This window comes from Paraburkholderia heleia NBRC 101817, assembly GCF_000739775.1.
GTDB classification, from domain to species: domain Bacteria; phylum Pseudomonadota; class Gammaproteobacteria; order Burkholderiales; family Burkholderiaceae; genus Paraburkholderia; species Paraburkholderia heleia.
In genome coordinates, this window is the sequence record NZ_BBJH01000047.1 from 1 (window position 1) to 18,420 (window position 18,420).

The 18,420-nt window shown below is 59.8% G+C and carries 17 protein-coding genes and 2 pseudogenes; 12 read left to right on the forward strand and 7 right to left on the reverse strand.

Features of this window, described 5'->3' with window-relative positions; genetic code table 11:
* The first annotated feature begins 76 nt into the window (after nt 1-76).
* Nucleotides 77-1,159 (forward strand): ArsO family NAD(P)H-dependent flavin-containing monooxygenase, encoded by a 1,083-nt coding sequence (locus tag BHE01S_RS30260; RefSeq protein WP_042270540.1) that lies wholly within the window; start codon nt 77-79, stop codon nt 1,157-1,159.
* Nucleotides 1,160-1,677: 518 nt separating this feature from the next.
* On the opposite strand, the gene BHE01S_RS30265 is transcribed toward BHE01S_RS30260, so the two are convergent.
* The 5 genes from BHE01S_RS30265 to BHE01S_RS30285 all read right to left on the reverse strand — a co-directional run bounded on the left by BHE01S_RS30265 (nt 1,678) and on the right by BHE01S_RS30285 (nt 5,485).
* Nucleotides 1,678-2,241 (reverse strand): lipid-binding SYLF domain-containing protein, encoded by a 564-nt coding sequence (locus BHE01S_RS30265; RefSeq protein WP_042270541.1) that lies wholly within the window; start codon nt 2,239-2,241, stop codon nt 1,678-1,680.
* Between the two features lie 381 nt (nt 2,242-2,622).
* Entirely contained in the window at nt 2,623-3,060 is a 438-nt protein-coding gene (locus BHE01S_RS30270) for a GNAT family N-acetyltransferase (RefSeq protein WP_042270543.1), read from the reverse strand.
* Between the two features lie 108 nt (nt 3,061-3,168).
* Nucleotides 3,169-3,699 carry a hypothetical protein gene (locus BHE01S_RS30275; protein WP_157025732.1) on the reverse strand — a complete coding sequence of 177 codons (531 nt, stop codon included), beginning with the start codon at nt 3,697-3,699 and terminating at the stop codon, nt 3,169-3,171.
* 242 nt (nt 3,700-3,941) lie between these two features.
* On the reverse strand, nt 3,942-4,754 hold the full coding sequence (locus BHE01S_RS30280) for an IclR family transcriptional regulator (RefSeq protein ID WP_042270548.1): 813 nt from the start codon (nt 4,752-4,754) through the stop codon (nt 3,942-3,944).
* A gap of 164 nt (nt 4,755-4,918) precedes the next feature.
* A complete protein-coding gene (locus BHE01S_RS30285; protein ID WP_042270550.1) occupies nt 4,919-5,485 on the reverse strand; it encodes a VOC family protein in 567 nt (188 codons plus the stop codon).
* Between the two features lie 146 nt (nt 5,486-5,631).
* Between BHE01S_RS30285 and BHE01S_RS30290 the strand changes: the two genes are divergently transcribed.
* The 3 genes from BHE01S_RS30290 (at nt 5,632) to BHE01S_RS30300 (ending at nt 9,519) form a co-directional block, all read left to right on the forward strand.
* Entirely contained in the window at nt 5,632-6,483 is an 852-nt protein-coding gene (locus tag BHE01S_RS30290) for a fumarylacetoacetate hydrolase family protein (protein WP_042270552.1), read from the forward strand.
* A 57-nt stretch (nt 6,484-6,540) separates the two neighbouring features.
* On the forward strand, nt 6,541-8,064 hold the full coding sequence (gene mhpA, locus BHE01S_RS30295) for a bifunctional 3-(3-hydroxy-phenyl)propionate/3-hydroxycinnamic acid hydroxylase MhpA (protein WP_042270554.1): 1,524 nt from the start codon (nt 6,541-6,543) through the stop codon (nt 8,062-8,064).
* Nucleotides 8,065-8,154: 90 nt separating this feature from the next.
* Nucleotides 8,155-9,519 carry an MFS transporter gene (locus BHE01S_RS30300; protein ID WP_042270556.1) on the forward strand — a complete coding sequence of 455 codons (1,365 nt, stop codon included), beginning with the start codon at nt 8,155-8,157 and terminating at the stop codon, nt 9,517-9,519.
* A gap of 61 nt (nt 9,520-9,580) precedes the next feature.
* Here the strand turns inward: BHE01S_RS30300 and BHE01S_RS37300 are convergent.
* Together BHE01S_RS37300 and BHE01S_RS30315 are read right to left on the reverse strand one after the other, a co-directional pair.
* A pseudogene (locus BHE01S_RS37300) lies at nt 9,581-10,167 on the reverse strand (transposase); the annotation flags it as partial.
* Between the two features lie 16 nt (nt 10,168-10,183).
* Nucleotides 10,184-10,498 (reverse strand): hypothetical protein, encoded by a 315-nt coding sequence (locus tag BHE01S_RS30315; protein WP_157025734.1) that lies wholly within the window; start codon nt 10,496-10,498, stop codon nt 10,184-10,186.
* A gap of 104 nt (nt 10,499-10,602) precedes the next feature.
* On the opposite strand from BHE01S_RS30315, the gene BHE01S_RS30320 reads away from it, so the two are divergent.
* From BHE01S_RS30320 to BHE01S_RS38140, 8 genes and pseudogenes are all read left to right on the forward strand, one after another.
* The gene (locus BHE01S_RS30320) at nt 10,603-10,977 is read left to right on the forward strand and encodes a DUF3562 domain-containing protein (protein WP_157025736.1); all 375 of its coding nucleotides are present in this window, start codon (nt 10,603-10,605) and stop codon (nt 10,975-10,977) included.
* 381 nt (nt 10,978-11,358) lie between these two features.
* Nucleotides 11,359-12,537 (forward strand): porin, encoded by a 1,179-nt coding sequence (locus BHE01S_RS30325; RefSeq protein WP_042270564.1) that lies wholly within the window; start codon nt 11,359-11,361, stop codon nt 12,535-12,537.
* 607 nt (nt 12,538-13,144) lie between these two features.
* Nucleotides 13,145-15,667 (forward strand): cation-translocating P-type ATPase, encoded by a 2,523-nt coding sequence (locus tag BHE01S_RS30330; RefSeq protein WP_042270567.1) that lies wholly within the window; start codon nt 13,145-13,147, stop codon nt 15,665-15,667.
* Between the two features lie 219 nt (nt 15,668-15,886).
* On the forward strand, nt 15,887-16,237 hold the full coding sequence (locus BHE01S_RS30335) for a DUF1924 domain-containing protein (RefSeq protein ID WP_157025744.1): 351 nt from the start codon (nt 15,887-15,889) through the stop codon (nt 16,235-16,237).
* 35 nt (nt 16,238-16,272) lie between these two features.
* A complete protein-coding gene (locus tag BHE01S_RS37305; protein ID WP_084069391.1) occupies nt 16,273-16,680 on the forward strand; it encodes a hypothetical protein in 408 nt (135 codons plus the stop codon).
* Nucleotides 16,652-17,392: a cytochrome b/b6 domain-containing protein gene (locus BHE01S_RS30340; protein ID WP_042270568.1), complete on the forward strand. Its 741-nt coding sequence runs from the start codon at nt 16,652-16,654 to the stop codon at nt 17,390-17,392. Before BHE01S_RS37305 ends, BHE01S_RS30340 begins: the two co-directional genes overlap by 29 nt.
* A 25-nt stretch (nt 17,393-17,417) precedes the next feature.
* Nucleotides 17,418-17,604 (forward strand): annotated as a pseudogene (locus tag BHE01S_RS39600) (DNA-binding response regulator); the annotation flags it as partial.
* A 184-nt stretch (nt 17,605-17,788) separates the two neighbouring features.
* Nucleotides 17,789-18,295, forward strand: a complete 507-nt coding sequence (locus BHE01S_RS38140) for a hypothetical protein (RefSeq protein ID WP_052406189.1) — start codon at nt 17,789-17,791, stop codon at nt 18,293-18,295.
* Nucleotides 18,296-18,420 lie beyond the last annotated feature (125 nt).

Sequence of the window (18,420 nt, forward strand, 5' to 3'; positions counted from 1 at the left end):
GCGCACCGACCACCGCCTTTAAACTCAACGGGCCGCATGATCGCCGGCATTCGAATCAGGAGAGGGACGAAAGCGTATGCCTGCAAAGCTTGATGTCGTAGTCATCGGAGGCGGCCAGGCCGGCCTTGCCACCGCCTACTTCCTGCGTCGTGCGGGACTCGACTATCTCGTGCTGGATAACCAGAGCGCACCAGGAGGCGCCTGGCAACATACCTGGGACTCGCTACACCTGTTTTCGCCGTCGCAATGGAGTTCTCTGCCAGGCTGGCAGATGCCTGTAACACACGACACGTACCCGTCGCGCAACGAGGTTATCGACTATCTGGCGCGATATGAGGAGCGTTATCACATCCCTGTCCGGCGCCCCGTTCATGTCAAATCCGTTTCACGCGTTCAGGGCGGCTTGCTGGTCAGCACCGATCGCGGGGAATGGATTGCCAGGGCAGTCGTGAGCGCGACCGGCACCTGGAGCGCACCCTATGTCCCGGACTACCCCGGACGCGAGATCTTTAGTGGTCGTCAGATGCATTCGGCGCAGTATCGCAATCCGGACGATCTGCGCGGACAAAACGTGCTGGTGGTGGGCGGCGGCAACTCGGGCGCGCAGATACTGGCGGAGATATCGACCGTCTGCGACGCTACATGGGTGACACCGCAGGAACCCGTTTTTCTTCCCGACGACGTGGATGGCCGGGTCTTGTTCGAACGCGCGACCGCCAGATGGCAGGCTCTACGCGACAGGCACACGACGACGGCACCAGTAGGTGGTTTAGGCGACATCGTCATGGTGGCCTCTGTACGGGAGGCGCGTGCGCGAGGGGTGCTCCACGCAATGCATCCATTCAGCCACTTCGATGCAGACGGCGTCGTGTGGAGCGATGGCACGCATTCCCGCGTCGATGTCGTGATCTGGTGCACCGGGTTCCGCCCCGCACTCAAACACCTCGACCCGCTACAGATCTGTGACGCCAACGGATTGCCCAGAACAGATGGGACGCACGCGCGAGATGAAGGGCGCTTGTGGCTGGTCGGCTACGGCGAGTGGTGCGGCGCCGCCTCGGCTACGCTTATCGGTGTAATGCGTGGCGCGCGGGAAGCGGCGCACGGCATAGCCCAATATCTGCGTCCCATACAACCGAGCAACGCGTCGGCATCGTAGCCGATGAGGGCAACGCAAATCAGGCGTCGCCCCTTTTACCTGCCACGCCACGTCGCGGTCATCCGGCAGGCGCTGGGGGATCGAGGCCGAGCCGCAGCTACGGAGATGCGTCGCACAGGGTACGATGAAGACAAACCTTAAGAAAAGTGGGTCCGTTCTTTGCGTTGAGCGGACGCTCGCACGGTCATGTGGAGTTACTGGCGCATGACCGGTCATGGCCGGGTAGCGCCCGCCGTCCGGGCCTGGCGATCCCTCGGGCGCGGCGCCTCATGCAAAGGGCATAAAGCGACCCATTGCGGTCCCTTGATACCGCTTTGGCTGAATGGCGGTTTTCGAGTGCACAGTGGCCATCCTTATACTCGTAGGGCCCGGCAGGTCGTCCGCCATTGCCGACGTCAGGATAGCTGCAGCTTTCCCGGTTCACGAATGTCGGCTTACGAGGAAGTCGCATGATTGAGGTCGGCCAACGTCGTACCAAATAAAAGAGCAGCTCCAGCTCGACGGGGCCGTCGTTCATCTCACGGATTGAGCCTCGTAATCCGTTGGCCTTGTACGCCAAGCCCGGCCATCAATCCCTGCTGGCCAAAGATAAATGCATAGACATCCGCCTGCAGCGTCGTGGTGTTCATCGACCTTGCCGCGCCAGCATCCACGACGACAACGGTCGGGCCTACGCCAACGGCCCAACCACTACTTTCGAAGGGTTGGCGCGCGGCTGCGTCGGTCATCAGAAACAACGCTTCCGAGAGCGTCTGCGCACCAGCCTGCAGGCCCCACGAAACCCCTGTGTTTCTGAAGTAGCCCAGGACTTTCCCGTCGGAACCGAACAGTACGCCTCTTCCGCCTTGCCCGCCCACCCCGAGGCCCGCTCGGAGGATGTTCGGAAACACGAGGACTGCCTTCGCCCGATCATGAAGGTCCCTGGCTCTGGGCACCGTGTCAAACAGTTGCTGCAGCGCCGTGCGCGCTTGCGCCTCCAGCTCTGGATCACCCGTTCCAGGCGACGAAGTCTCTTGCGTCGAACAGGCCGCCGTGAGCAGCAAAAGCGGGACCACGAGAAAAAGCCACAGATACTTGCTCATGACACGCGCTCCATTCGGAATGCGACCTGGCTGTATGAAACGAACTCCGGCATCGGGATCTTCCCGGATCATTTCAATAGTGGTTCCTGCTTGCCGTCAAGGCAATAGGACCTTGGTCTATTGCCGGCGTGGCAGGCTCCTGAAGCCATCCCGTCCCCGCAATGCTCCGGAAGTCGGCCTGTTCGCGGCGCGATGAGCTTTGCGTCAAGGCAGTGCGTTCCGCAATCGGCAAGCGCTACGTGGTCCGCTGACCGGACGAAGGTCCGGACTATGACGTGACGGGCGTGTTTGGGACCTGACGGTCCGGTATCCGTAGGAGCCGCACTTCGAGTGTCGGTGGGAGAGCGCGCGTCAATGAGCGTAGATGGCGGCGACTGCCGCTTACCCGCGTCTCATCTGCAACGACGTGTCGGTCGTCTTTGTCACACGAAACCCGAGGCGGTGATAAAGGTGGATTGCCGGATTTCCTTTCAAAACACTCAGCTTGACAGGTACACCGGCAACGTCTGCCAGCTGTAGAAACTCACGGACCAGATGCGCCCCGATGCCGCGGCCCTGATGCGTGGGCAAAATCTGAATTTGCACGATGGCCCACTCATCTTCGTCCCGAAGAGATTTGAAAAGTCCGATTTCTTCGGACCGGCAACAAACTATGCAAGAGTCGTTGTAGCGATACCGAAGACGCTCCCAGTGAGTACGCTCGTCGGTGGGCTCGCCGGCGCGTCTTAGGTGCTCGTCCATCGTCGCTTTCCGCAGATCGAACAGAAACGGCTCATCGGCAGGCGTCGCAGCACGGAGCGTGATTCCAAGATTCTTCATTCGAACCCTCGACCAAAGCCTCGGTAACGCTACAGATTGTTGACGATCTCCAGCACCTTGTCGACCGCCCGGTTGTGGCCGCCTGTTACCGTTCGCGCCCACGACTGCCTAGCTCTCGTCGGAGTCAAACACAAACGAGAGTTCGCTGACCCGCGACGCCCAAGTCGCGAGTCCAAGGCCAAGCCGATTGAGCGTTGCTGGCTCGAGCTCAACTGCGAAGCGAGATCGGGCGCTCACAAGACGCGTACCGTTTCTTTGACACTCGACCTCAAGTGCCGAGTGTCCAACGCTGTTGAAAACAAACGCGCGGAGAACCAGCCAGCTGTATGAATTCGCGGCACTGGAGCCGTTCTCAAACACTACTTCATCTGTCGACGAACGAGGGAACTCGTGCAAGGCACGGCCGAACTCCTCTAATGCCTCTCCGTAGGAGTAGAAATCTACTGTCGCTGCGAAACCGGCGCCTTCCAGGGAAAATCGAAGTTGAACCATGCCGTCGTGATCGTGCCATATGGGCTCAAGGGTTAACAGCATTGCAGGTCCATCGTCGTCGTTGAGCAGCTTATTACTATACCGGTCCAGCGATGCAAAGAACGAGATTGTTGACGATCTGTGCCCCATAGCCGAACGTCTGCTCATGGCCGATTAGCGCCCGACGACCAAGCGTGGCGATCGCCGCGGGCACGGACTCTCATGCAAAAGGCATAAAGCGACCCCGTTCCCGCCTCTCACGAATGTCCTGTGGCCGTTCAAGTCGGACTTGAACGGCCTTTCGTAAAATGCTATTCCGTGATAGCTAATGCTACGTGCAGTGGCAACGAGTTGAGTCTTCGAAAGCGATCTAATTGCACCGAACGCTTGTGGGCGCAAATGGTCGTGAATTATGCCGAGCGCCTTGTTGGCGACACGGTGTGCGACAGCGAAGCTGTCGCAATTCCACGGCTTTCAATGGCCGCCCGTGTGCGTTGTGAAGTTCGCGCCGCGGCCTCCCGTAGTGATTCGACGAGACGCTCCAGATTAGCGAACTCGAGACGTTGAGTCGGGACGATCACCGCAAGCGATCCGACCGCTTCACCGGAGTCGTCGGTGAACAACGGCGACGCGAGTGCCGAAACCCCGTGTTCCAGTTCGTCTCTTGAGAGATAAAAACCGGCGCGCCGGATTTTGAAGAGCGAAGCCCGAAACTCTTCGAGCGTCGTCCCGAGGCCGCTTTGTGCAATGTCCTCAGGATACTGTTCGAACAGTATCGCGAGCTTGGCCTTCGTGAAGGTGGAAAGGATCGCCTTCGGAGCGGCTCCGAGAAACAGGGGCCTCGGTCGGCCTCGGCCGTATCGGAGATCAAGAGCCGCGTCGTGAGTCTCCCGATGCGTGTCAACAAGCTCGTTTCCGTACCAGCGCGACATCACTACATCGAAGCCGGAATGCTCACTTAACTCGTGCATGATCGGCTGGCCGACCGCAAGCAACGGATCCGAAGCGCGCAGGTGGTAATCCAGCCTGATGATGCGAGGACCGAGACCGTAATCTCCGCCTGTGTACCGGACGAGCAAACCCGCATCCACGAGCTCACGCACGTAGCGATAAGCCGTCGGCGCCGAACAATCGAGTTCGGCGGCAACGTCTTCGGCGGACAAGAACGGCTTTGCCTCCGAAAACAGTTCCAGTATGGATAAAAGCCGGGTGATGCTCGACATCTGGGCGCTGAGCTCCTTCTATGTGAACGGATTATGCCACTAGCGCGCTTTCCCGCCGGTCTCCTCGGCTCACGGCAAACGGTTGGGTGCGCGGCTGCCAACCTGTTTCGCAGGGTACTGCCTTTGTGCTTGCCCGACGCGCAGCCGATCGGGCAAGCACCACGTTAGACAAGGCCCATGCGCACGGCCATCTCGGCCTGCCAATCGGTTCGTGGCCTGAATCCCGGCAGTGTGCTCGCGTGGTGCTCAACAGCCGCCATCAGGTCTGCGTCAGGCAAATCAAAGTCGACCGGTACTCGCATCGGCTGATCGACGTACCAAGGCGTGTCGATGAAGATCTCCAGCCGGTTACCCTCAGGATCGCGCGCATAAATCGAAATCGCGTTGCCATGAGTGACGGGGTTGATCTCTTCCAAACCTTCCGAGACAAAGCGCGCGTAAAACTGCCTGAGCGTATCAAGACTGTCCGCTTCGAACGAAATCTGATTGATCGGATTGAACGCCAGGTGCTCAGGCCGACCGCTCGCAAGCACGATCTGGTGATGAACAGCGGGATCACGACTCAAGAACACCAGCCGCACTTTGCCGTGTGGCGTCTGCAGCGTCCCACGATCCGTCACAGTGAACTCCAACACCCGCGAATAGAAGTCTTCCACCCGCGCCATGTCGCTCACGTAGAAGCCCATATGGCTCAGCGACAGTCCGCGTCGCGCTTTCTTCATACCTTCCATGCTCGTCTCCAGTAGTGATAAACCCTAACGAAAAACACGTTGTGTAGATCAATAAATATAGCTTATTCTCAAATTACGATAAATACACGACTTTTATAAGGTCGTCCGCGTCGATCTACCAGGATTTTTATCTACTTGGAGGTTCAATGAAACTCGTCAGCTTTTCCACCCATCAAGGCACCTCCTTCGGCGTCGTTCGCGACGACAGCGTCGTTGACCTCGGCAAGTGCCTGAACGGTCGTTATGCCGACCTGAAGGCACTGATCGCCGCCGACGCGCTTGGTGAGGCCGCCCAAGCGGCCCAAGGCGCTCAGGGCGACTACCCGTTGTCGGAAGTGACGCTTCTGCCGGTGATTCCCAACCCGGAGCAGATCTTCTGTGTGGGACTCAACTACGCGGAGCATGTCAAGGAAACCAATCGCGAAACCACTGAGCAGCCCGTGATCTTCATGCGGCTTCCGGCTTCGCAAGTGGGCCATGGGCAGCCGATGCTGCGTCCGCCCGAGTCCCAGCAGTTCGACTACGAGGGCGAAATCGCCGTGATCATCGGGCGCGGTGGGCGGCGCATCGCTGAAGCCGACGCCTGGAATCACATCGCCGGGTACGCCTGCTACAACGATGGCTCTGTGCGCGACTGGCAGCGTCACACCACCCAATGGGGACCGGGCAAGAACTTTTATCGCACCGGCGCGTTCGGGCCGTGGATGGTGACGAGCGACGAAATCGAACCAAACGCCCTCATGACGCTTGTCACTCGTCTGAACGGGCAGGAAGTGCAGCGCGCAACCACGCAGATGCTGATTCACGGCATCGCCAGGCAGATCGCCTACCTGTCGACCTTCACGCCGCTCGCTCCGGGCGACGTCATCGTCACCGGCACGCCCGGCGGCGTCGGTGCAAAGCGTAATCCACCGCTGTTCATGAAGCCTGGCGACCGGGTCGAAGTGGAAGTCGACCGGATTGGCGTCCTCTCCAATCCGATCGCCGACGAAGCATAAAGATTGTTGCCGGACGCGCCCTGTGTGCATCCGGCGCCTCATCAAGCGGATGTAGACATGTCAGATAAAACCACTTCGATGCACGCATGCGACTACGATGTCGCCATCATCGGTCTCGGCCCGACCGGTGCGACGCTGGCGAACTTGCTGGCCATCGAAGGCTTGCGGGTACTCGTGCTGGAGCGAGACAAGGACATTTTTGCGCTGCCCCGCGCGGTGCATTTTGACGGCGAATGCATGCGGGTGTTTCAGAGCATCGGGCTCGCGGACACACTGCTTCCCAAATTGTTTGTCGGTCCCGGCATGAAATTCGTGAACGCGGCGGGCAAGCTTCTCATCGACTGGGCACGGCCCACGTGTATTGGCCCGCAGGGCTGGTGCGCAAGTTACAAGTTTCATCAACCCGACCTCGAAAACGCGTTACGAGATCGCCTGGCACTGCACCCCAATGTAGACGTACGGCTGCGTCACGAAGTGTTTGCGCTTGACGAAACGAACGATGGGGTCCAACTGCGCTTTGAAGACACCAGCTGCGGCAAGCTTGGTCACGCTACGGCTCGCTATGTGGTCGGTTGTGATGGGGCGCGCTCGATTGCGCGTCGGTTCATGGGCACCGAACTCACGGATCTAAAATCGCATGAACGGTGGGTCGTGGTCGATGTATTGCTCGACACCCCGAGACCCGACCTCGGTGATTTCTCAATCCAGTATTGCGATCCGGCGCGCCCGACGACCTACACGCGTGGTCCGGCAAATCGCCGCCGTTGGGAAATCATGGTCATGCCGGGCGACGATGCGACGCAACTCGCGTCCCCCGAATGGCTTTGGGATAAGCTCGCCCGCTGGATTTCCCCGGCCGATGCCCGACTTGAGCGTTCCGCGATTTACACCTTCCACTCGGTCGTGGCGAACGGCTGGCGCCGCGGACGACTGTTGCTTGCTGGAGATGCAGCGCATCAGACACCACCCTTCATGGGCCAGGGGATGGCAGCCGGCATCCGCGACGCGTCGAATCTTGCATGGAAGCTCGGCGCCGTCATTCGCGGTACTTCTCCGGATAGTCTGCTCGATACCTACGAATCGGAGCGTTCGCCTCATGTGCGCGAGTTTATCGAAACCGCGGTGCAACTAGGTTCAGTCATTCAGACGACCAGTCCTGAGGCCGCGAGCAACCGCGACAGCGAAATGAGCGCCGCGATTCGCAACTTTGTCACCCCGCAACCGAAGCTCGGCCCAGGAGCCTGTCTCGACGGATCGTTATCGGCCGTGGTTGGACAGATCTCGTCCCAGCCTCGCCTGAAGGACGGACGCTTGATGGATGACGTCGTTGGATATCGGTTTGCGCTCGTCGCTTCGCCTGAACTGCTCGCCGGATGTGACGATATCGTCCGTCATGCTGAACGCGCGGGCGTCCAGATCGTGAGCGATGGAAACGCGGTAAATGCGTCTTTAGCGTCAACGGGCGCCGCTGCGGTGTTGACCCGTCCTGACCGCTACGTGTACGGCGTCGCACATGACACCGCATCGTTGCACAGCTTGCTCGAACACGCATTCCCGGTATTGCAAACAGCGGGCGTATAACCGGCCGGCGCGCAGAACGCTTGGAGCCGCTGATGCGTCACGACCACACACATCTATTGGACGAAGAAGCCAACAATCTTTGGAGGAGTCATGGAAATATCTCACCACCCGGTTGGCGCCGCTGGCCATACGTACTCGCCCGGCTTATCGCGGGCGCAGTGGAAGATGATTCTCATCGCGAGCCTGGGCGGTTCGCTGGAATTTTACGACTTTATCGTCTACGGTTTCTTCGCCCATTACATCGCAGCCCAGTTTTTTCCGAACGCCTCGTCGTTGATCAGCATGCTGGCCACTTTCTCCGTGCTGGCAATCGGCTATGTCATCCGGCCGCTGGGCGGTATCGTCCTCAGTAGCTGGGGGGACCGTTACGGCCGTCGTCCGGTCTTCCTGGGTTCCATCATCGTGGTCACCACGGCCACCATCTGTCTAGGTCTGCTTCCCAATTTTCAGAGCTGGGGTATCACTGCTTCGATCCTGCTCATCCTGTTGCGCATGCTGCAAGGCTTCTGCGTCGGTGGAGAAATGCCAGGTGCCATTACCTATGCAGTGGAAGCGGCGCCGCATCGTGCGGGCCTCGCCGCAGGCATCATCATCTGTGCGGTCAACGTGGGTGTTTTGCTTGCTACGTTCGTTAATCTCGGCATCCAGAGCTACCTCTCCAGTGCTGACGCGGCGGCCTATGGTTGGCGGATCGCGTTCCTCTTCGGCGGATTCTGTGGGCTCGTGTCCTACTGGATGCGTCGCAATCTGGACGAGTCCCCCGAGTTCAAGGAGATGCATGGCGCGGTCGTCAAGCAACCATTTCGCGAGATGCTGCGACATCATGGCAAATCTGTCGTCACGGGAGCGCTCACGATCGCTGTGATGGCCGGCGTGAACGGCATCCTCTACGGTCACATGCCGGCCTATCTGGTCCAACAACTGCACTATGCGCCCCGGACGGCGGCGATCGCCCAGAATGCCTATCTGGTCGTCAGTTCCTTCGGTCTGCTCGCTGCGGGCTGGCTGGGAGACAAGATTGCGCGACGATACCTGTTGCGAACGTCAGCGGCGCTGCTGATTGTGCTCAGCTACCCGTTTTATTGGGCGCTCGTAAATCACACCGTCAATCCGGTTGTTTTATTCATTCTCGCCGCGGTGGTCTTTTCACTCGCAAGCGGTACGTGGCCCTCCGTCCTCGCCGATCAGTTCCCTGTCCAGGTCCGGTTCAGTGGCATCGCTCTTGCGTACAACATCTCCGTGGTCGTATTCAGCGGCTTTGCACCGTTGCTCGCCACGGTGCTGGTTCGTGAGACAGGATCCTTGGCCGCACCCGCCTACTACGTGATCGGTGCATGCGCGGTCGCCTTGCTCGCGAGCTTTGCCTTGCCAAAGGCAAGTCTGCTGCCGGGCTCAGCTCACCCGGAACGCCGAATGACGTGTGACGTTGGATTGAACCGCCGCGAAACAACGTAGCAGCCCAACGCCACTCTCCGGTTCTGTTTTTTCACGAGCCGAAGGGCGCTTTGCTCGCAAATCGTCTGCAACGCAATCCAAGCTTTCTGCGCAATCGCTTGATGCGATGCACGCCAACCTTCACACCGTGCTCCCGCAAATCTTTCTGCAGTCGCTCAACGCCGAACGTCTCGCGCGTGCGCTGGTGCGCGGCGAGGACTTCTGCTTCCAGACGGGGTTCTTGTTGCGCACGGGACGACGCTGGCCGCTTGCGCCACGCGTAGTAGCCGCTGGTCGACACACCCAGCAGCCGGCACATCGGCGGCACGGGATAGTCCTGTCGCATCTGCTCAATCACGCCGTACTTCACCGCGACTCCTTCGCGAAGTAGGCCGCGCACTTTTTTAACAAATCGCGCTCCATCTTCACTTCGGCGAGTTCCCGTTTGACCCGGTTCAGCTCCATCTCCAACTCAGTCAGAGGCTTCTGCTGTTGCCCAACCTTGCCGAGTTTGCCCGCCTTCGCGGCGTACACCCAGTTCGCCAGCGACTTCATCGGGATCGACAGCCGGCGTGCTGCTTCCGAAACGCCAACGCCTTCCGTCAGCGCGAGCTTGACTGCCTCTTCGCGAAATTCCTTCGTGTACACCGCTTTCGGGATTCGATTCATCTATGCCTCCGTTCCTCTATTTTACGAAACGTTGGCATCCACTTTTTTCAGCCGCCGTCAGATGTTCGCATTCCTGGAGGACGAAGACCCCATCGATCAACTCGCCCGACGCCGGCATGGCGCGCAGCCACGGAAAGTTGACGCCTGTGGATGCGAACTCGGCGTCCAGACGCAGGAGGCGGTTTTCCGGCTGCGCGGCGTGTGCAACCGCGCTTTGCAGAACGCTCAGATAGATCTTCAACCGGTCATTGGCCGCGAGTGCGGCCTTGATGCGGGCGGGCAGCAGCAGACTGTGCTGCCCCATTACGGCGAGTGCTTCGGTTTTTCGCATGGGGAACGCCGAGTGGTTTCGACGCTGGGGCGCGCGCATGGGCAACACGCGCGACGCCTGCCGACAGTATCAACCGGTGCATCCGGGCGCTTGATGTACATCAATTGGCTGATGCGGCGCGGCATCATCATGAATCTCGTCGGCAGGCCGCGAAGCGGTTCAGCACGGTCTCAATGCGCACTGTTTTCAAACGTGCGCGTACCGCCTGTCGACACCAGATTCCAGGGGGCTCGCTCGTGCAAGACGAACCGGTATTTCACGACCTGCCCAGCGGCGATCCGCTGAACGATCCGGGTGTGACAAAGATGGTTGCCGATATCGCGCAAGCGACCCATTCAAGCGAGGAGGCCGTACGCGCCCTCTATGTCAGCGCGTACGAGACACTCAATCGCGATGCGCGGATTTTCTGCTTTGTCCCGCTGCTTGCGGAAAAGCGCGTGCGCAAGATTCTCCAGAAACATGCGTGCCGTGCGCGCTAACGGGCGGTGACGCGACACATTCCTGGCTGGGTTGGGTGGGCAGCGTGTGCCAAAGCGGGATGCGTCCGTGCATTGAGCGTTTTTGTGATCGGAATTGAGACCGTTGGATAACTTTGGTCGAAATGTTTGCCGGACGCCACTCGCACACGCTGCGCGATAGCGAGCCGCCGGACGCGCCTTACGCGCGGTGGATCGTGTCGCGAATTCGCGTGCAGAAAATGAACAGACGATTTGCAATTACCTTTCCCGGCGCTGCAAATAAACAACACTCCATCATTAATCGCTGTGCCTCTATGGCACGAGGCGCTACGCTTGCGTTCACGGCCTCGTTCGGGCGTGGAAAAACTTTCCCAGTTCCTCGCAGATTACTGTGGATTGCTAATGAAAAGAATACTTGTTTCCAGCGCCGCTGGCGCGCTTTTCGCTGCCGCGGCACCGGCGGCGTTCGCACAAAGCTCGGTCACGCTGTATGGCATCGTCGATGAAGCCATCCGGTATCAGACGAATGCGGGGCCGGGCGGCAATGACCAGGTCGCCATGACATCCGGCCCGGAAACCCATAGCCGCTGGGGCTTGAGGGGCAGTGAGGATCTGGGGGACGGCTGGTCCGCAGTCTTCCGTCTCGAAAACGGCTTCGAAGCCTTCAATGGGCAACTACATGTTCCCGGCACATTGTTCAGTCGGCAAGCTTTCGTGGGGCTGTCGAACAAAACATGGGGCTCGCTGACTTTTGGCAGGCAATATGCGCCGGCCTACGACACCTTGGGCGATATCTTTGACCCGCTGACCGTTGGCAATTACTGGCAAAACAGCTGGATGTATAACGGTATCGGGCCTTACCTCGAAGTCAACAACTCGGTGAAGTACAAGGGCAGTTTCGACGGTTTGGATATCAATGCCCTTTACGGCTTTGGCAACCAGCCGGGCGCGCTCGGTCTCGGCGCTACCTATGCCGTGGAACTGACTTACACCTACGGCCCTGCCATGCTGAACGCAGGCTTCCAGCAGGTCTCCGTTCCGACATCTGCGACTGGCTCTTCGGTTGGCACCAGTGTCGGCAGTTCGATCAATGGCGCCAAGTCCAACTTCCTGCATATCAGCGGCGCGTTTCAGATTACCCACGAGATTCGCCTCCTGGCCGGCTGGTTGCGAGGGCAGGACCGGACTGGTTTGACTGACCTCTACATGCAGCAATCTGGCGCGCCGACACTGAAGGGTACAGGTAGCCCCAACCGTATCGACGATACTTGGTACATCGGTGCGAACTGGCATGCCATGCCTTCGCTGCTGTTCACATTTGCCTACTACTACGGGCAGACGCGCAATGCTGAACTGCTCGACGGCACGCTCGGCAGGGGGGTGAACCAATCGGCTACCGTTCTCGCCGAATACTCGTTCACGAAGCGCACGGAAGTCTACGGGATCACGGACTTCGCGCGCGGCACCGGCGCCTTCTCCGCCGACTACCCGGGCGGGGCCAACAGCGAGGGCGTTCCGACGAACACGATTGGCCGGACCAATCAGGTGGGCGTGGCGGTCGGACTTCGCACGATGTTCTAAAGACGTATTCATACCCGCCGACGCGGACGTCGTGTCGGGTGCACGGGCGCGCACAGTCATGGCAGATCCACGGGAGAGGCGTCGACTTCCCGGCGCATAGTCGTAATGCGGCTCCGACGCATGGCAGGTCACGTCCTTTACAAAGGGTTCGTTGTAGGCTGATATGGCAATGCGGGAACCATATCGCCGGGCGTGCCTTTCGATCGTCGCCAGGTTTTTAGTTGCCGCGCAGAAAGACAGCAACGTCAGTAGCGCGCCCAGCATTTCTTCAGGCGAATTCACCCCGAAACCCAGTCGGTTGACTCAGGTCAACGCATGGAAGGGCATCCAACACGAATCTATGGATAGATTAGCTGCATCGCGGGAAAGTTCGTATTAAAGGGATTGTCATGGTCAGAAACGCCCGCTTTTCCTTGTTTTTGCCTTTCCTCTTTTATGCCTGTGTCAATGGTGTTGCGCTTGCGCAAGCATCACCGCGACCTGTTTCACAAAATGGAATTTCCTATATAGCGGGCCATTTCTCTTTGTCCGGGAAATCTGTCCCGATATGCACCGTCTGTGAGCGGCCTGTTCCGCTTTGCGATTCACGTGATAATCGTCACCCGTGATGCAGACAACTCCCGTTGAGCCTGCATCCGGCGCAGTCTCCGGGCACGCCGAACAGGCACTGCCGGACCGATACGTCGACATGAAGCGCGGGCTAACAAGCGCACAGGTGGAGGAGCGGCGTGCCCGATTCGGCCGCAACGTCGTCGACTCGAAGGCGCGGCGCACCTTGTGGCAAACTCTGTGGGAGGTACTCCACGAGCCCATGTTCCTTCTGTTGCTCGCCGCGAGCGGGATCTATTTCGTGCTTGGGGACGTCGCTGAGGCGCTGACGCTTCTCGCGTTTGTGACGGGCATCATTTTTCTCACGGTTTTTCAGAGTCATCGCACCGCGCGGGTTCTCGACTCGCTTCGCGAACTCTCAGCACCTCGCGCGCAGGTACTGCGTGACGGACAACGACAACTCGTTTCCGCTGCCGAACTGGTCCCCGGCGATGTGGTCTTCGTCAACGAAGGCACACGCGTGCCCGCTGACGGTGCCATCACGGAGGCACACGAACTGAGCGTTGACGAATCGCTATTGACAGGCGAGTCCGTTTCAGTGAGCAAGTCCGCGGCGCGAGCCAGTTTGCCTCCAGACGAAGATCCAGGCGAGCAGCTCTTTTTCGGATCAATGGTAGTGCAGGGCCAGGGCCAGATGATCGTGACCGCAACGGGGCCGAATACGACGCTCGGTCGCATCGGCAAGTCGTTGACCGGCATCACTGAAGCGCACTCCCCATTGCAGTTGGAGACGAGAACATTCGTCAATCGCTTTGCGTCGGCCTCGATCGCACTGTGCGTACTGCTCGTGGTGGCCTATCGTTTGCGATCCGGGGAGTGGCTTTCGGGAGTGCTTGCTGGCATAACGCTCGCCATGGGAATTCTTCCCGAGGAAATTCCCGTAATACTGACGGTGTTCATGGCACTGGGCGCTCGTCGCATCGCTAACGAAGGCGTGCTGACGCGCCGCATGAGTGCGATCGAGACTCTTGGCCAGACTTCTGTACTGTGTGTCGACAAGACGGGCACATTGACCCAAAACCGCATGTCGGTGCGCGCCCTTTGCGCGCGAGGAAAACTGCAGTTCATTGATCAGGGCACTCAGCACATTGATGAGACATATCACGAGCTCATCGAATATCTTGTGCTCGCGAGCGAAATCGAGCCGGTCGATCCAATGGAGCTCGCATTTCACGAAACTGGCCACGCGGGCCTGGCTGGGACCGGGCGTCTCCACGGCGACTGGACGCTGGTTCGCGAGTACGCACTGACACCGGAGTTGCCTGCCATGTCCCACGCCTGGCACTCGCCAGATCTCGGGTATCACACCGTGGCCTCCAAGGGCGCGCCGGAGGCAGTCTGTGCGTTGTGTCACCTCGGCGCGCACGAAACGCAGACAGTCATGGATCAGGCCGCGCAGATGGCGTCGAACGGGCTCAGGGTGCTCGGGGTGGCCCGGGCGCGACACCCACCTGGCGATTGGCCGGAGAAGCAGCACGACTTCGAATTTACTTTCGTGGGACTGGTTGGCCTTCTGGACCCGGTGCGGCCGGAGGTTGCGCGCGCCATCGCAGAATGCAAGGCGGCAGGCGTGCGCGTAGTGATGGTCACCGGTGATTATCCTTCGACGGCGCGCGCTATTGCAACCGAGGTCGGCATCAACGTATCGCGAATCGTTAGCGGTCAGGAGATGGCGGTCATGGATGACTCACGGCTTCGCGAGACAATCGGGAGCGCGGACGTGTTTGCCCGTGTCAGGCCGGAGCAGAAACTTCGGCTCGTCAGTGCGTTCCGGGAAAGCGGCCATGTGGTCGCGATGACCGGCGACGGCGTGAACGACGCGCCTGCACTCAAGGCGGCGCATATCGGCATCGCAATGGGATTGCGCGGTGCCGAGGTAGCGCGCGAGGTAGCCTCGCTGGTCTTGCTGCGTGACGACTTCGCGCCGATCGTGTCGGCGATCCGGCTCGGAAGGCGCATCTACGCCAATCTTGTACAAGCAATCAGTTATACCGTCGCCGTCCACATTCCGATGATTGCCGCCACCATGCTTCCGGTACTCGTTGGTTGGCCGCCAATGCTTGCGCCGGTCCATATCGTCTTTCTGCAACTGGTTATCGATCCGGTCTGCTCGGTCGTGTTCGAGAACGAACCAGAACGCGAGAACCTCATGTGCGTGCCACCCCGCCGCATCGGTGCGCGGCTGCTATCGAACCGCTCACTCACGCAAGGTGCAGCAGCAGGCACTTTCGCCGCATTGGTGGTGCTGGGTGTCTATGCCGGTTTGCTGAGCGCGGGCTATCAGCAGCCACTCGCCCGTACGCTCGCGTTCATCACACTCGTACTGGGCAACGTCGCGTTGATCTTCGTGATCCGTATGCTGTCCCAACCGGGAAGGCGTTTCCGCGCGTGCCGCCCCAATCGGTATCTTTGGATTGTCCTGGGTGTGACCGGAGTCGCGCTTGTGCTTTTGATGACTGTTCCCGCCGTGGCTCGGCTGTTTGGGCTCGTTGCGCTGCTTGACGTCGGCGCGGGCGTATAGCACGCAACGAAATTGCGGGGAGTCGTTGCGCTTAGTCCTTGTATGTCCTTCTACGGCGAAAATGACACGATCGGGTATTTTGTTTTCCTTGGCGACGCGCTGTCGACGAGCGCGTGCGCGATATCACTACCATGCGTCGAACGATCAATCGTGTCGATCAAGGAGGCGGCCTTTCCATCGCGTTGTTTTTTGCATGTCCTGAGCATTCTCGTTTTCTTCATGGTCTCGACGGCATATGCGGATACTCCTGCACAAATTCTGGATGGGTACTCGGCGCAGGCCAGAACCGTGCCGGCTCCTTCGCGCGGCCAGCAGTTTTTCACCATGCGGCATGGACATGACTGGGCCTGCGCAACGTGCCATGGCGCCATGCCTACCGGAAACGGGCAACACGCGGCGACAGGCAAGACTATCGCACCGCTGGCGCCGGCGTTCAATCCGGAGCGGTTTACGAACGCGACGAAAACGGAAAAGTGGCTCCGCCGCAATTGCGGTGACGTAGTCGGGCGCGATTGCACGCCGCTGGAGAAGGCCGACATCCTGAGCTGGCTGATGACGCTCAAGCCATAGTGCGCACGATCATGAACTGCATTGACGACTTCGCGATGAACAGTAACGTGAGTATCCGATTCACTGCCGTATTCGCGTGCGCATTCGTGGCGCTTGGAGCGACTGCGCTTGAGAGTTCCGCGTTCGGGGAGGAAGAGCGACAGGCAAACCTGGTGCAGCCACTGCCGAAGTATCAACAGGAGTGTGCTGCCTGCCACATTGCCTATCCCCCCGGGATGTTGCCCGCGGATACCACAGCACATGCGCAAACTGCGGCGAGAGGGGCGAGCGCGCCACCCGGGGACCGCATTACCCGCTCGAAATGGTTCATGTCCGCACATGACGAAATTCCGGCGTCGACCTGGCGGCTTGCGGGAGTCAAAAGCGCATCGAACTGCGCCGCCTGTCATACCCGGTCAGATCAAGGAAATTTTGATGAACGATATATTCGCATCCCGAACTGATAACGAAACGCATGCCTCCGGCACGGTACGCATCCTGGTTTGGGATGCTCCCATACGTGTGTTCCACTGGCTGATGGTTGTCTCATTCGCAGGCGCCTGGCTAACGGCCGAGAGCGAGCGATGGCGCCTGCTGCACGTGACGTTGGGCTACACGATGGTCGGATTGGTGGCTTTTCGCATTGTCTGGGGACTTGCCGGAACGCGGTACGCGCGGTTTTCTTCGTTTGTGCGCTCGCCGCCAGCCGTGATCCAGTACGTGGCGGGCCTCGCCCGGGGACGCCCGCAACGGCACGTCGGTCACAATCCAGCAGGTGCAATCGCGATCGTTGCGATGCTGCTCCTGACGTGGGCCGTTGGGGCAACTGGCTGGGCGGAATATAACGGCACGGGCAGTGAATGGCTCGGCGAGCTGCACGAGGTGGTTGCGATCGCCATGCTTGCACTTGTGGCTATACACGTCGTCGCGGTGGTAGCGAGCAGCCTGCTGCACCGGGAAAATCTGACCGGTGCGATGGTGACGGGCTACAAGTCCGGGAGCGCCGATGAAGGGATTCGAACGGCACATTGGGGGATTGCTGCCCTGGTGATGGCAGCCGCTATTGCGTGGTGGTGGGCGCAATGGCAGACGGCGCCGCAGTCACCGGTGACACATCAGTCCGCTGGCGCCGCCGCTCACCTCCGTGGCGATCGCGATGGTGACGACGGCGACTGAGCGCCATCGACAGAACTCTTCATGCATGCGCATTCTGTTCGTCGAGGACGACTTCCTGCTCGGTGACGGTATCCGTGCCGGGTTGCAGCAGCAAGGCTTTCAGGTCGACTGGGTCTGCGACGGGGAGGCCGCGCAGCGCGAGGAAGCGCGAGTTGCGAGCACAACCGTACGCAGCCGCGGTCCTCGATCTGGGCTTGCCGCGCCTGGACGGCGCGCAGACGGGCGCGCGCGGGTGCGATCGCACCAGGTAGATGATGATGCGGACGCCGTCATCGGTCAGCGTGTCGCGGCCGGCAGGGCTTGACCTGAATCAACGTGATCATAGCTCGCCGAAAGCAGCATCTCAGTATTGTGTCCATAGCACAGCGCAATCGCGCCGTGCGTGCACACGATGCCATGCAACTTGTTCACGCACGCGAGGCGATCATGTGGAATGCTCGAAGACTCCTGACCATTGTAGTGATGACATTGTTGTGTGCAGCGGCTAGCGGAGTTCATGCCGGTGGGCTTGATCGAAGCGTGACCAAAAGTGACTTGACGGTTCATTTCGGCGTAGTGCCCGCAGAGAACGCACAGGCTGTGGAGCGGGGAGCAAGCGCTCCCGCAGATACGCAGGCCGGCAGCGCCTCCAGTTACCACCTCGTCGTCGCGCTATTCGACAAGTCGAGCGGCAAGCGCGTGGACAATGTGATCGTGACGGCTAAAGTGATCGGGCCGGCCCACAGCGCGCACAAGCAAACGCAAGTGAAGCCTCTGCAGGAATTGCGGATCAATGATACGGTGACTTACGGCAACTACTTCGACATGTCGTGGGAGGGCCACTATCGCATCGATCTTTCGATCCAGAGAAAAGATCAGACTGAGCCGACCCGCATCCGGCTCGCATACGATCATCGTTTTTGACCGGGCATCGTGCACCTGAATCAGCTGGCCGGCACACCCGGTCAGTTACCCGTTCTCGCCGCAGGCGCGCCGGTGCTGGTCCGCTTGCACGTTGCGGGCTTTCGCGCAACATGCAAGCGGGTCAC

Coding starts and splice junctions, on each gene's coding strand:
- BHE01S_RS30260 (WP_042270540.1), top strand. CDS start 77: ATGCCTGCAAAGCTTGATGTCGTAGTCATCGGAGGCGGCCAGGCCGGC.
- BHE01S_RS30265 (WP_042270541.1), bottom strand. CDS start 2,241: ATGAGCAAGTATCTGTGGCTTTTTCTCGTGGTCCCGCTTTTGCTGCTC.
- BHE01S_RS30270 (WP_042270543.1), bottom strand. CDS start 3,060: ATGAAGAATCTTGGAATCACGCTCCGTGCTGCGACGCCTGCCGATGAG.
- BHE01S_RS30275 (WP_157025732.1), bottom strand. CDS start 3,699: ATGAGCAGACGTTCGGCTATGGGGCACAGATCGTCAACAATCTCGTTC.
- BHE01S_RS30280 (WP_042270548.1), bottom strand. CDS start 4,754: ATGTCGAGCATCACCCGGCTTTTATCCATACTGGAACTGTTTTCGGAG.
- BHE01S_RS30285 (WP_042270550.1), bottom strand. CDS start 5,485: ATGGAAGGTATGAAGAAAGCGCGACGCGGACTGTCGCTGAGCCATATG.
- BHE01S_RS30290 (WP_042270552.1), top strand. CDS start 5,632: ATGAAACTCGTCAGCTTTTCCACCCATCAAGGCACCTCCTTCGGCGTC.
- mhpA (WP_042270554.1), top strand. CDS start 6,541: ATGTCAGATAAAACCACTTCGATGCACGCATGCGACTACGATGTCGCC.
- BHE01S_RS30300 (WP_042270556.1), top strand. CDS start 8,155: ATGGAAATATCTCACCACCCGGTTGGCGCCGCTGGCCATACGTACTCG.
- BHE01S_RS30315 (WP_157025734.1), bottom strand. CDS start 10,498: ATGCGAAAAACCGAAGCACTCGCCGTAATGGGGCAGCACAGTCTGCTG.
- BHE01S_RS30325 (WP_042270564.1), top strand. CDS start 11,359: ATGAAAAGAATACTTGTTTCCAGCGCCGCTGGCGCGCTTTTCGCTGCC.
- BHE01S_RS30330 (WP_042270567.1), top strand. CDS start 13,145: ATGCAGACAACTCCCGTTGAGCCTGCATCCGGCGCAGTCTCCGGGCAC.
- BHE01S_RS30335 (WP_157025744.1), top strand. CDS start 15,887: ATGGTCTCGACGGCATATGCGGATACTCCTGCACAAATTCTGGATGGG.
- BHE01S_RS37305 (WP_084069391.1), top strand. CDS start 16,273: ATGAACAGTAACGTGAGTATCCGATTCACTGCCGTATTCGCGTGCGCA.
- BHE01S_RS30340 (WP_042270568.1), top strand. CDS start 16,652: ATGAACGATATATTCGCATCCCGAACTGATAACGAAACGCATGCCTCC.
- BHE01S_RS38140 (WP_052406189.1), top strand. CDS start 17,789: ATGCAACTTGTTCACGCACGCGAGGCGATCATGTGGAATGCTCGAAGA.